At 52.9% G+C, this 12,692-nt stretch carries 13 protein-coding genes; 5 read left to right on the top strand and 8 right to left on the bottom strand.

Annotated elements, in window-relative coordinates:
• Positions 1-81: 81 nt before the first annotated feature.
• Together ABC502_RS10310 and ABC502_RS10305 are read left to right on the top strand one after the other, a co-directional pair.
• Complete coding sequence (locus tag ABC502_RS10310; protein ID WP_345915843.1) at positions 82-405, top strand: hypothetical protein; 324 nt, start codon at positions 82-84, stop codon at positions 403-405.
• A 101-nt stretch (positions 406-506) separates the two neighbouring features.
• Positions 507-2,507 (top strand): cation:proton antiporter, encoded by a 2,001-nt coding sequence (locus tag ABC502_RS10305; protein ID WP_345915842.1) that lies wholly within the window; start codon positions 507-509, stop codon positions 2,505-2,507.
• On the opposite strand, the gene ABC502_RS10300 is transcribed toward ABC502_RS10305, so the two are convergent.
• The gene (locus tag ABC502_RS10300) at positions 2,504-2,854 is read right to left on the bottom strand and encodes a P-II family nitrogen regulator (RefSeq protein WP_228591171.1); all 351 of its coding nucleotides are present in this window, start codon (positions 2,852-2,854) and stop codon (positions 2,504-2,506) included. The two genes, ABC502_RS10305 and ABC502_RS10300, sit on opposite strands and share 4 nt — an antisense overlap.
• A 183-nt stretch (positions 2,855-3,037) precedes the next feature.
• Between ABC502_RS10300 and ABC502_RS10295 the strand changes: the two genes are divergently transcribed.
• From ABC502_RS10295 to ABC502_RS10285, 3 genes are read left to right on the top strand one after another with little or no spacing between them, the layout of a single operon-like run.
• Positions 3,038-4,525, top strand: a complete 1,488-nt coding sequence (locus tag ABC502_RS10295) for a DUF1538 domain-containing protein (RefSeq protein WP_345915841.1) — start codon at positions 3,038-3,040, stop codon at positions 4,523-4,525.
• The gene (locus ABC502_RS10290; RefSeq protein WP_305944918.1) at positions 4,522-4,872 is read left to right on the top strand and encodes a transcriptional regulator; all 351 of its coding nucleotides are present in this window, start codon (positions 4,522-4,524) and stop codon (positions 4,870-4,872) included. The genes ABC502_RS10295 and ABC502_RS10290 overlap by 4 nt, the downstream gene beginning before the upstream one ends.
• A 1-nt stretch (position 4,873) precedes the next feature.
• Positions 4,874-5,272, top strand: a complete 399-nt coding sequence (locus ABC502_RS10285) for a CBS domain-containing protein (protein ID WP_330128460.1) — start codon at positions 4,874-4,876, stop codon at positions 5,270-5,272.
• A 41-nt stretch (positions 5,273-5,313) separates the two neighbouring features.
• On the opposite strand, the gene rnk is transcribed toward ABC502_RS10285, so the two are convergent.
• From rnk to ABC502_RS10250, 7 genes are all read right to left on the bottom strand, one after another.
• Positions 5,314-5,724 carry a nucleoside diphosphate kinase regulator gene (gene rnk / locus ABC502_RS10280; protein WP_345915840.1) on the bottom strand — a complete coding sequence of 137 codons (411 nt, stop codon included), beginning with the start codon at positions 5,722-5,724 and terminating at the stop codon, positions 5,314-5,316.
• A 142-nt stretch (positions 5,725-5,866) separates the two neighbouring features.
• On the bottom strand, positions 5,867-7,342 hold the full coding sequence (locus ABC502_RS10275; RefSeq protein WP_345915839.1) for an NAD(P)H-hydrate dehydratase: 1,476 nt from the start codon (positions 7,340-7,342) through the stop codon (positions 5,867-5,869).
• Between the two features lie 10 nt (positions 7,343-7,352).
• Positions 7,353-7,706 (bottom strand): YdbL family protein, encoded by a 354-nt coding sequence (locus ABC502_RS10270; protein WP_330088909.1) that lies wholly within the window; start codon positions 7,704-7,706, stop codon positions 7,353-7,355.
• 10 nt (positions 7,707-7,716) lie between these two features.
• The gene (locus ABC502_RS10265) at positions 7,717-7,905 is read right to left on the bottom strand and encodes a YnbE family lipoprotein (protein WP_330088908.1); all 189 of its coding nucleotides are present in this window, start codon (positions 7,903-7,905) and stop codon (positions 7,717-7,719) included.
• An 11-nt stretch (positions 7,906-7,916) separates the two neighbouring features.
• On the bottom strand, positions 7,917-10,526 hold the full coding sequence (locus tag ABC502_RS10260) for a YdbH domain-containing protein (RefSeq protein ID WP_345915838.1): 2,610 nt from the start codon (positions 10,524-10,526) through the stop codon (positions 7,917-7,919).
• Positions 10,527-10,647: 121 nt separating this feature from the next.
• The gene (locus tag ABC502_RS10255; RefSeq protein WP_330088906.1) at positions 10,648-11,751 is read right to left on the bottom strand and encodes an META domain-containing protein; all 1,104 of its coding nucleotides are present in this window, start codon (positions 11,749-11,751) and stop codon (positions 10,648-10,650) included.
• 50 nt (positions 11,752-11,801) lie between these two features.
• Positions 11,802-12,686 carry an alpha/beta hydrolase gene (locus tag ABC502_RS10250; RefSeq protein ID WP_345915837.1) on the bottom strand — a complete coding sequence of 295 codons (885 nt, stop codon included), beginning with the start codon at positions 12,684-12,686 and terminating at the stop codon, positions 11,802-11,804.
• Between the last annotated feature and the right edge of the window lie 6 nt (positions 12,687-12,692).

The raw sequence follows: 12,692 nt of genomic DNA, 5'->3' as shown, positions 1-12,692 counted from the left end.
ACCAGGTACCACAGCTTGCTTTCGCTGTAACCTTACTTCCGGCCACAAAGGCCAGACAACCTCGCAAAGGAAGGTGACTTTATGCAGAACAGTCATGCAGACGAGCAGCGATTAGCTGCGCAGCAAAAGGCCGTAGAGCTTGAAATGCTTTATCAACAGGACAAATTAGCAGAGCTGAATAAAGAGTTTGAAGCACTGCGCCCCAAAGCCTGGAGAGCCTGGAGTGATTTTCTTCTGGCTGGGGTTTGGATAGGGATGCTGTTTTGGCTGGCACCTGATTTTTATGATCAACCCGGAGCAGGGCTCCTGGTCGCATTTATAGCCAGCACCATGATGCTGATCGGCCGTGAAAGTCAGCGTATCCACAAGCGCATTGATTTGCTGAAAGCTATGCTGCAAAAGTAGGTTATTGTTACCACGATAGCTGCTTTTTTCGTTCTGATTCCCGTGGTTAAAGTTAAAACACCGCTTGTTTAACTTGTGGTAGCATAAGCTACTTCCGACTTTTGGTAATTGCACCTATGCTGCTGGATGGCACTCTGATCCAATTGTTGTTTTTGCTGGGTTTTATGGTGTTTATGGTGATGCTGTTTCAGCGCGCGCATATTCCGGCCAGCATTGCTTATTTATTGGTTGGGGTTCTGCTTGGGGCACATACCGCTGGGCCTGTTATCAGCGAAGGTTATATCCATAAAATCGCTGAATTTGGTATCGTCTTTTTACTCTTTACCATCGGCTTGCGCTTTTCCTGGCAACAAATTTATCAGTTGCGTCATACCATCCTGGGGCTTGGCACGGCTCAGGTTGGCTTAACCACCTTGCTGGTTGCCTTATTGCTGTGGGCGATTGGGGTTACGCCAGTGGTTGCCTTTGTTATCGGTGCTGTCTTTGCCCAGTCATCCACCACCATCATTAGCAAGCAGCTGTTGGAGCAGGGCGAGGATCAAAGCCGCCATGGCCGTCTTGGCATTAGCCTGTCGGTTTTTCAGGACATTACTGCGGTGCCATTTATCATAGTGATCCCAGTACTGGGTGTCGCCATGGCGCAGGATATTGCAAGTACCTTAGGGATGGCATTGTTCAAAGCAGTGCTTGCAACCGCTTTGGTGGTGTTGGTGGGGCGTTACCTGCTGCGGCATTTATTTCACCGGGTTTCCAGCAGCGACTCGGCCGAGCTTTTTACCCTAACGGTATTGTTGGTCTGTTTGGCTGCTGCCTGGCTGACACAAAGTCTCGGCTTATCGATGGCATTCGGAGCTTTTCTGGCTGGTATGGTGATGGGCGAGACCGAATTCAAACTTCAGGTAGAAGCCGCGATCCGGCCGTTTCGCGATGTGTTGCTGGGGATTTTCTTTGTCAGCATCGGCATGTTGCTCGACCCGATGTTGTTGCCGGAGATAGGGCACATTGCGCTGGCAGGAGCCTTGCTGTTGCTGCTGATTAAGATTGTTTTGGTCACCGCTCTGGTGCTAGCCACAGGGGTAGCGCTGGAAACCGCTTTTCGCACCGGGTTGATTTTGGCGGTGGGTGGCGAGTTTGGTTTTGCGTTGTTGGCGTTGGCGCTTGAAGGTGGCACCTTAGACAATCGTAGCAGCCAGATTATTTTAACCTCGGTGCTGTTGTCGATGATGCTGGCGGTTTTTCTGATCCGCTACAATTTGCAACTCAGCCGTTTTCTGGTCGGTCGCTGGATTGGACAAGCAGCGGTAAGCTCCGAGCCATTCGATGATATTGAACAGCATGGACTACAGCAGCATGTGGTAATTGCTGGCTTTGGCCGGATAGGCCAGGGGGTTGCCCAGTTTTTACAAAAAGAGCAGGTGCCTTACATTGGCCTGGATCTGGATGCAGCCAGGGTAAAGAATGCCCGCCTGGCCGATGTACCGGTATTTTATGCCGACTCAACCGATGCTGATACTCTCATGGCGGCAGGTCTTGCCAAAGCGCGACTGCTGGTCATCAGCCATGAAGACCTATCTGCCGCACTCATTACCTTGCGCCACGCCCGCAAACTGTGCCCTGACTTACCAGTCATCGTCCGTACCCGCGATGAAAGTCATGTTGCAGAGCTTCGGCAAGCGGGAGCCACCGAAGTCATCCCTGAAACCTTGGAAGCTGGCATGATGCTAACTTCGCATGTCTTGCTGATGCTGAATGTGCCAGCCCGTCGGGTCAATCAACTGGTGCAGGAGCAACGCTTAAATCGTTATCAACTGTTGCGCCAGCAATTTCGTGGCTCGGCCGACTTGCTGAAGACACAACAACAAGAGCAATTGAAAGCCGTGTTATTGGCCGAAGGCTCTCCCGCCATTGGTCAAAGTTTGCAGACGCTCGATTTAGCGCAATTTGGCATCCAGCTAACCGAGCTGGTAAGAGCTCATAACCGGATAACGCAGCCTTCACTGGATATGGTGTTGCAGGAAAATGATGTCCTGGTGCTTTTTGGTAGCGTGGAGGCCCTGGAGCAGGCAAGCCTGCTCCTGACGCACCGGCTTGCTGCGGATTAAGCAGGATCCAACGGCACGGCTTTTTCCAGGTGCTTAATATGCTCTGTGAGCCCAAGTGCTTTATCGACATCCAGCATCAGGGCGATGCCGGTATCGAGCTTTTCATCCAGCTTACCGACTTTGGTAATCGTTTCCAGCACTTCATCGGCCCGGCGCGCTTCTACCAGTATCAATAACACTGTGCGCGGATGCAGCAGCTCAAGGCCGAAAATACCGATGGACTTTTCCAGCCCCTGGCCGCGGGCATTGATGATGGTGGCACCGGTTGCGCCAGCCGCGCGGGCCGCATCCAGTACGGCATCGGTTTTACCTTCATCAACAAATACCAGTATCAGTTTGAATTGAATTGCCATCAGTCTGCTCCATGGGTGTGCTATCGGTAAAGCATACCACCATTTGTAGAAGTTTTTTTTATCTGGATCAAACTATTCGTTGCGATATTGGCTAGAATAGCCAAGACTAAAGCAAACCAAATCAACAAAATAAGGTTGGGTACTGCATCCGGCCAGCAAAGCGCTTAAGGGAGAGTTGTGCGATTTTTCTCGGATTTTCTGCATCAAATCCTGCACGCAGGGAAAAACCTGCTACCCATTGTGGTGGTGGTGGTGTTCTTTCAGGCGGTGATTTTACGGCAAATGCCCAACGATCCCTGGATGCTGGCGCTTGGGCTTGGCATTGTCGCCCTTGGTGTGGCGATGTTTTTGCAGGGGCTGGAGTTCAGCATCTTCCCGGTTGGCAAAAGCCTGGCCAATCAGTTTGCCCGTAAGGGCTCCATTCCTATTTTAATGGCCTTTGGCTTTGCCATGGGCTTTTCCGCCGTGGTGGCCGAGCCCGCACTGATTGCAGTGGCACAGCAGGCTGAGCAAATCAGCGATGGCCGGGTTGATGGCCTGACGCTGCGGCTGATTGTCGCTCTGTCGGTGGGGGCTGTGATGGCCATTGGCGTATTGCGCATTATTTTGGGCCATCCCATTCACTGGTACATGATCATCGGCTACATCCTGGTGGTATCGGTAACCTGGTTTGCACCGGAAGAGATTGTTGGCCTTGCTTACGACTCAGGTGGGGTCACCACCAACATTGTGACGGTGCCGTTGATTGCCGCGCTAGGGTTAGGCCTGGCTGCCTCCATTCGGGGTCGTAACCCCTTAATGGATGGCTTTGGCCTGGTGGCGATGGCGGTGATGGTGCCAATGATCAGTGTGCAGCTGTATGGTATCTGGGTGTACAACGTAGCGCCTACACCGGAGCTGGCACTGGAGCTGGTTTCCACCGAAATTAAAGCAGTGCATCCACTGCTGCAAATGCTGCTCGATTTACTGACCATGCTGCGTGATGTACTGCCGATTATTCTGGTGGTGCTGTTCTTTCAGTATCTGGTACTGCGTAAACCGCTGAAAAATCCGGTCAAAGTAATTTTCGGTTTTATCATGGTGTTGCTTGGTTTGTATGCCTTTGTGATTGGCTTAAAGCTGGGGCTTTTCCCGATAGGCGAAGGCATGGCCGAGCAGTTGATGGCGCGCAATTACCTGCCGTTTATTTACCTGTTTGCCTTTATGATTGGTTTTGCTACCACCATGGCTGAGCCTGCGCTGATTGCTGTCGGTGAGCAAGCCGAACAAGCCGCACCCGGTAAATTAAAAGGCAGTGTGATCCGCATTATTGTTGCCTTAGGAGTGGCCATTGGCATTGCCGTGGGGGTGCATCGCATTATTTCCGGCGACTCCATCCACTACTACATCATGGCAGGTTACCTGCTGGTGATTGTGCTGACGGCGCTGGCACCCAAGTACATTATAGCCCTGGCCTTTGATTTGGGCGGCGTGACTACCTCGGAAGTGACGGTGCCTTTGGTCACCGCCCTGGGCATTGGTCTTGCCACCCATATTGAAGGACGCAATGTATTGATCGATGGCTTTGGTCTGATTGCCTTTGCTTCGATTTTCCCCATTATTACCGTGATGGCGTACGCAATTATTATGGAGTACGCCGCCAAGTTCAGGAGACAAACCGCATGAAGTTCTCAGCCCTGGTGGCCATCGTCAACGATGAATACGAAGAACAAACCATCAAAGCTGCCCGCAAGCATGGTGCTACCGGCATTACCATACTGGCAGGCAAAGGCATTCCCTGCGATGAGCGCAAAACCTTCTTTGGCTTGAGCTTTGAAGGCAGTCAGAGTGTGCTGATTATGGTGCTGGAAAAGTCATTGTCTTTGGGGGTCCTTAAAGCCATCAAAAACGTGGTGGCCAAAGATGAGGGCGGTTCTGAAGGCCTGGTTTTTACGGTGCCGCTGGAGCATTTAGCCGGCATTGATGTCAAACAAGTGCAGCGCTTTGAACAACATTTAAAAGAGGAACTCTAGTATGGACTCGGTTCGACTGGTCAAAGACATTATGGTGAAAGAGGTGGTAACGGTATCGCCTTTTACTACCCTGCGCGAAGCGCTTAGCCTGATGAAAAAGCACGATTTAAAGTCCCTGGTGGTGGATAAGCAGCAGCCACACGATGCCTATGGCCTGATCACCCACACCAATATTTTAAAAACCATTGTGGCGGAAAGCGGCGATATTGATTTGTTGCATGTGTACGATATTTACACCAAGCCGGTAGTGGCGGTCGGCGAAGACTTAGCGGTCAAGCATGTGGCTGCACTGATGAGCCAGCAGCGTATTAAGCGGGTACTGGTGCTGAACAACAACGAACTGGCCGGCCTGGTGACGATGCAGGATATTATGGGGCCAATTTTAGAGATGGTGGAATAGGGCAGCGACGCTGCCCCTGGCAAAACACAGGCGCTGAGTGCTTAGCGATAAAACTCGCCTTTGCGCTCGGGCTGATCAACCAGTTCGACAATTTCTACCTGATCCAGTTGCCCACCCGGCATCGGCCAGTCAATGTGCTGGCCGACTGCTAAGCCAATCAGCGCAGCGCCGACCGGTGCGAAAATCGAAATACCATCGCTGGTTGTAGCCAGCTCTTGCGGGTAACACAGGGTTTTCTCAAATTCCTTGCCACTGCTCTTTAGTTTAAAGCGTACTTTGGAATGCATGGTCACCACATTGGCCGGAACGGCTTCTGGCTCTACCAATGTAGCCCGCTCCATTTCCAGCAACAGCTGTTCGTGTACCGGGCTCAGTTCTTTTTCTTTGGCCAGTAACGCATCAATGCGATCGTAATCCAGGCTGGAAAGCGTAATCGCAGGTTGTTTGGACATTGCTATCTCCTGTCACATAAAAAAACCGCCTGCTAAACAGGCGGGGTTAAAGCCTATATTGGACCAATCCTGTGAAAAAGCAAGTGGTGGGAGCCATTGCTTTGTTGCGTTACGTCAACGAAGGCAGGAGTATGGTTGAATACTACACCATCTGCTGATGGATGAGTTGCCGCACTTCAGTCAATAGATCCAGTGCCAGCAGGCCGCGTTGTCCCAGACTTTGAGCTTGGCGATCTGCTGCTGTCGCATGCAACCAACTGCCCAAAGCTGTGGCATCTTCGGCGTTCATGCCCTGCGCCCACAAGGCAGCAATAACGCCGCTGAGTAGATCACCCATACCGGCAGAGGCCATGCCTGGGTTGCCGGCATTAAGGAGCTGCAGGCCAGAGGAACCGGCAATCAGGCTGCCATTGCCTTTAAGCAGTACTGTGGCCTGATAACGTTGTTGAAGGGACTGCAGCGCTTGTAGCCTGTTTTGTTGTATCTGCTGGCTGCTGCATTGCAGCAAGCGGGCCGCTTCACCTGGATGAGGTGTCAGGATCAGTTGTTTAGGTCTGAGCTGTGGTTGCTGCGCCAGCAGATTCAGTGCATCAGCATCCAGCAGCACAGCTTTGTCCATGGCCAACACTTGTTGCAGTAATTGCTGGCCCCAAAACCGTTGACCAAGGCCTGGTCCTGCCACAATGACGCTGGCTTTGGTTAGGAAAGGAAGCAAGTCCTGTTGCGCTTCCACGCCATGCACCATGCATTCTGGCCGCCTGGCCAGCAGGGCGCTTAGATGCTCTTTACGGGTAAGTACGCTAACCAGGCCGGCGCCAGAGCGAAGTGCTGCTTCAGCGCTCAGTAAGGGGGCTCCGGCCATGCCATAATCACCGCCAAGGATCACCACATGGCCCGCCTGACCCTTGTGGAAGTTTTTTCGTCTTCGCGGTAGTTTGTTCAGTAATTCGGGTCCCTGAACCAGAGTGGCACAGGCAGCCTGAGCCGCCAGCAAATGCTGTGGTATCGCTAATGGCTCCAGCAGTAAGTCGCCGCAATGATCCGGCCCATCTGCAGTGAATAAGCCGACTTTGTGCCCAATAAAGCTTAAAGTCACATCGGCTTGAACGGCGGAGCCTAAAACCTGGCCGCTATCGGCACATAGACCGGATGGCACATCAACTGCAAGCACTGGGCTCGTGGTCTGATTGATTTGTGCGATGGCTTTGGCGTAATCACCGTCAACCGGCCGGTTCAGACCAATACCAAAGAGTGCGTCCACCAGCACATCGGCTTTGAATGGGTCATCCAGGGCCAGCATTGGGATGAGCGCTTGCCCGGCAGCTTGTTTGGCCATCAGAGCTGCCTGGGGCAGTTGGCGGTGATCACCAAGGCATTTGATGGCAACACGGTAGCCTTCGGCTTTGGCGTATGCCGCCAGCAAGTAGCCATCACCACCATTGTTGCCATTGCCGGCATAAACCAGCAAGTTTCTACGGCTCGGCCAGCGCTGCTTTAGTAAACCAAGCAGTGCACTGGCCGCTTGTTGCATCAGCACAAAGTCTCCCTGAGCGAGCTCAGCAATGGCCTGCTGCTCAAGGGATCGAATCTGTGTACTGCTGTACAGCTTGTTTGGCATGGGGTTAATGTCAGCGCTTTCTAACCCACTGACCATCCAGTTTGACAAATTGTCCTGTTGGCGTCCGCTCAATCGCACGTTGGCCAGCTCTTGCTTCAACATCAGCAACAGCGATGTTGTTGTCACGGGCAATGCGGCTGTACTCGGCCCTGCGGGCATCGTTGATAAGCTCAACAATCTGACGGCTTTGCGCGTTATCTTGAACTAAGCCCAAATAGCCATTGATTTGTTCACCGATCAGGCCTTGCTCTTTGGCTGGGCCCAGCGCATTCATCGCTTGCTGCAGATTCATTGCCATAACGGGCAGGGCACAAACCAGCAACAGCGTTGCCAGTAAAGTTCGAAAGGTAGTGGTTGCTTTCATCATATGCTCCTTAGAATAAGCCACTGGAATCGCTAAACAGCTGATCGAGCTCGCGATCTACGCGAATTAAGATCTCGTGCTCAATTTTTACATTCAGGTTGATGGTAATGGGCTCGCTGGGTGCTGCGACCTGAACGGTTGGGGTGCAACCGCTAAGCCACAGCGACAAGGCGAGCATGGTGATCACTTTGGTGTGCATCTGTTTCCTCCTTAAGGTTGGCGCGGTCGTTGTAACCGCTCCTGTACCCTTTTTTGTATCACTTCGTTCAGTTGATTGGTTAATTGCAAGCTGGTGATCAGGGCCGGGATATTTTCTTCCAGCGTGATATTAAAATGCACTGGTCTGCCACCTTCCATGGCCGGGTTTCGGCCTTCCAGCCGCAGTGCCAGCGTCAGGTGGCCATCCGTACTGTAGCTGACATCACTGCTGAGCACAGAGTAGTGGAAGTCATCCAGAGCAGCAATGATCATTTTCATACCAGGGTTGCTGGCGGCCATGCCTTGTGCCTGTGGTGAGCGGTAACTCAGGCTTCCGCCAGGCTCTAGGGCCCGTAATCGTCCCTGGGCGACTTCCACACCCCGGGCGGAGATAATGAGCGGGATTTCACCATCAATCAGACCATGGCCGGTTAAATCCGAGGTAGGGTGCTGGGTAAGCAACTGCTGCAAATCCAGTTGCTTGATATGCAGTGGTAACAGCCACTGTGGCTGACTAAGATCCAGTGCCATAGCCGGCACAGAGATGCGGCCATTAAAGAGTATCAATTCATTGTCGTGCAACTGCAAAATGCCGGCTGTTGGCGCATCCCACTCAGCCTGGTACTGAGCGGCCAAATGCAAAGGCCCGCCCATCACCCCTTGCTCAAATTGTTCCACCGCAAGGCGCGAAGTGCTTAGTTGCAATTGCTTTGGATCGGCGGCCAGCAGCAACTGGCCATTGATACCGCGAAAGGTGGTGGTGTCGTAAAAACCTGCCAGCTCCAGCAACTCGGTCGTACTGTGCAGCTGATAACTTTGGTCGGCCAATGCCAGGCGCAGCTCCCCCTGATGCTTGATGCGGCCACGCTGCAGGGTCAGCAACTCCGGCCAGTCGGCCATTGTGCTTGCCAGGGTATTGCCAGCCAACATAAAGACATCGGCCAACTGCCAATGCAAAGTTACTTGATGGGTGTTGGCTTGCACATCAGAACGCAGCTCCAGGCCTGAGGAGGCTATGAGCTCGCCTGCAGAGCTAAGCTGCCAGTCTTTGCTGCTGTTGGCACTCAGATTACCCTGCCATTGCCAGTCCAGTGTTTTGAGCTGGGGTTGTTGCAATTGTTCGGCGTTAAAGACCAGGCGGCTACTGAGGCGATGCGACGCGGTTTCTGTCGTTGCAAGCCTGGAGTCGAGTTGCAGCTGATCCAGATGCAGCGAGGTATGGGCGATTTGAAGCGACAACTCCGGGTTTTCTAGCTTTGCTTGCAGTTGCAAAGGGCTACTGCTCCTTAGCTGCAGTTGCTGAGCGGACAGGGAGCCACTTAGTGAGCCTGCCAGTTCTACCGCGCTGAGTTGCCAGTCGCCTGCGCGAAGCTCTGGCTGGACCAGGCGAAGCTGCAGCTGTTCCAGCTGTGCTTTTTGTGCTAACAGATCCAGGTTAAAGATGGCATGCAGCTGGTGCTGCTGGTCGGCCGAATCAAGCCGGAATTGCAAAGGCAGTGCCGCCAGACTGAACGCTTCACTGTGCTGGCTGCTCAGGCTCCAGTACAGTGTTGGTAGTTTAAAACCTGCCGCCAGCAGGGGCTCTGGCACTACGATTTCTGTCAGAGTGCCACCGGCAGCGACCCGAAAGGGAGCCAACTGACCCTGGTTAAATTCGGCACTGGCTTGCAGCTCGGCAGTGATCAGGCCAAGATCAGGCAGGTATAAGGGGCTGGGACTGCTTAATTGCAATTGCATGCTGCCGTTCAGGTGTTGCCACCATTGCTCAGACAACTGCGGCGGCACAGCAAACTGCCATTGACTGCTGGCAGAGACTTGCTGCCGGAATTGTGACAGCCAAAGCTCTGGCAACTCCAGCTGCCAACGTGCTAACTCGGTCACTAGCCAGGATGGTGGTGGTCGCAGACTAAAGGCCATCGCGCCTTGCCAACTGGTGTCAGTCAAATCAGCGCTATGTGCCTGTAAGGTGCTGCTCAGTTCGAGTTGCAGCACCTCATCAAGCTGAAGCATCAGCTCCAGTTGCGGCCAGTGTTGTTGGAGTTGATAGCTCAGCTGCAAACTGAGGGGGTGTTCAGAGTGCTGCACTGCATAGAGCTGCATACTGACATCGAGTTGTTCGGTCTGGTGAGTAAGCTCAAGGCTGCCCTGATAAATACAACGCAGCTGATCACAGGGCAGATCCAGCTGCAGCCAGTCAATACGACTCTGTGCCGGCAACCAGTCCGGCCAGTGCCAGTGCTCCGGCAATTGCATCGCAGCCTTTGGTGCTGACTCAGTTGCTTGCGGCATGCTTGCAAGCCGGACATCCAGTTGATGCAGTGTTAGCAGGTTTAACTGCGGGCGCAGTCCTTGCCAGTGCCAACTTAAGTGCACTTGATTCAGTTCCATGTGCAGTGGGGCGTCAGCTATTAGATAATCAAAATGAAGATGCTCCAACCGCAACTGACGCAAGCCCCACTGGCTGATCTGGTAATCAAGGTTAGTGATGGGTAGTTGACGTAGCTGGTGCTGTAGCCAGAGAAATGCAGCCAGCAGTAAGCACAGCAGCAGGGTCAGACTCAGGCTGAAAATACGAAAGAAACGACGCATAGTGGCCCAATTCAAAGGAGTTCGATTCAGCATAATCGTTAGCAACTGAACGAGCAATGAATTGTGCTGATCTTCGAAAGATACTTTGTTTTATTCGCTCTGGCAAAACGCCGGCGGTTGCCGGTGTTTTGCCAGGAATACATACTGGCAGGCGTCAGTTAGCCGCAGGAACCAGTTGCATAATCACCTGGTTGTTTTTAAACAATTGCAGGGTATTGCCGTTTACTTCGGCCCTGTCGGCGCTTTGCAAACGTTCGGTGAAACTGCTTTCGATGCGGCTGCTTTCGTCACAGAACTTGCGGGTCATGGCCAATGGACTGACCTGCAGGGTGTTGGCGCGCTGACGGTAGTTGGCATGAAAGTTATTGCAGCCGGAAAAACCATACAGAGTGTTGTTGTCGCGAAACAGCACCCGAACATTCAATTGCTGGGGTACGTACTGATCGGCGATTTTCTCAGCCCGCCAAACTACACCCTGCATGCTTTCAGGAGCATGGCGCTCCGGGCAGCTGGCACCAGGCCAAAACTGTTCAAATTGATCAATAAATAAGGTATCACTGTCTTTACCATTGCCAAGACGGCCAGTTAGGGTGGCAATTACAGGACGACCATCCAGTGCCGGATCCTGCCGGTAGTTGCGCAGCATCGGCATATGGTGTTGTGTCATGGCAACCTGATAACGCTCGCCGGAGTCACATTGGGTAAAGCTGGCCAGATCTCCATTGACCCGGTACAGACCAAGCATTGGCCGGCGGGTATCAATAGACTGCAGCCGGCTGGCACGATCCAAATGGTAATTCAGGCTGGAAACAATGGGTTTACCCGCCATATCCAGCATGGTCAACCGGTGATTGCTGACAAACTGGAAGGTAGGCAGGGTGTGTTGCTGGTTCATCAGGTGCAGGGTGCGTTGCTCCAGCAGCCAGGTGCCTTTAACCAGTAATATGTTGTTGCGCTCCAGGTATTCCTGGCGAATTTCAAAGCGGCCATCGCGGTACAGGTTCAGATGAAAAGCAATGCCGGGGCAATCGGCACAGGGCAGGGTGCCGATAAAGCTCATATCCTGATCGATAAAAATCATCTCGAAGTCGGTGGCAAGCGCCTGAGTCGCCTCGGTGTCTGGTACTTCTTCAACCACCAGCGTATCGACCGGAACCACCGTGGTTGGCAGACGTTCGCTACGGGATACTTCTGGCTTGGTAGCACAGGCTGAAACGACCAGACTGGCCAGTACACAAAGGACAAAACGTGTTTTCATCATTACTCCGGCATGTTCCCGTTTTGGTAGTGCAGCGAATTATACCCGCTTCAGACGCATTTTATAGCGCTAAGTTTCGCATGAATCGCAGTTGCGGTCATTTGCGGTGCTTCTTGCATAAAGCAATGGCTGCCCGGCAGCTGCTCAAGCTCAACTGCAGGGTTGAGATGCTGCCATTTTTGCAGCGCTTTAGGCACAAAAGGATAACTGTTATTGCCATAAAGCACCAGCGTTGGCGCGCAGGGCTTAGCGAGTTGACGCCACAAATTGCGTGGGTAGGAGCCAAAAATTTCGGCCTCCCGCTCAGGTTGGCATTTTAAACTAATACCGTGCTCCGTCGGTTTTAGGGCATGGTCGATGTAAGCGGCCAAAGCTTCAGGCTGCCAATTCCGGTACAGGCCACGTTGCTGCAGGTAGTTTTTTGCGGTGGTTTTGTCTGGCCAATGCTGCCGGCGTTTTAGCGCCGCTCGGGCATAGGGGTTTCGTTGGTACAGTCGAACCAGGGTAAGTGCTTTCATGCTGGTCAGCATGCCGGGGGTAAACAGCACAGGATCGAGCAAGACCACCTGAGAGAACAGATCAGGGTAAGCGGCATTATTCAGCGCTGTCAGCACCCCTCCAAAACTATGACCAAGACCAATGTGGGGAACATTGGCAAAGCGATCACGATGCGCTAACCAGGCCTGGGCTGCCAGCTCAGCACTTTCATTCCAGCCGACAAAGGGGCCACCATGATCGCTGTCACCATGTCCCTGCGCATCGGATAAGAATAAGTCATAGTCTCTGGCCAGTTGTTGCAGCATGGGTTGGTACATCCGGCTGCAAAAGCCATTGCCATGCAAAACATGCAATACCGGCTTGCCACTGGGAGCACTGTGGTACCCCCGCAGGCAAAAGCCATAATGGGTATGAAAAGACCAAGGGATAAGCTCCACTGCATT

It is taken from the genome of Alkalimonas sp. NCh-2 (assembly GCF_039631345.1).
Taxonomy (GTDB): Bacteria; Pseudomonadota; Gammaproteobacteria; order Enterobacterales; family Alteromonadaceae; genus Alkalimonas; species Alkalimonas mucilaginosa.
The sequence above is the reverse complement of the archived record's forward strand: the minus strand, read 5'-3'. Positions and strand labels throughout refer to the sequence as shown.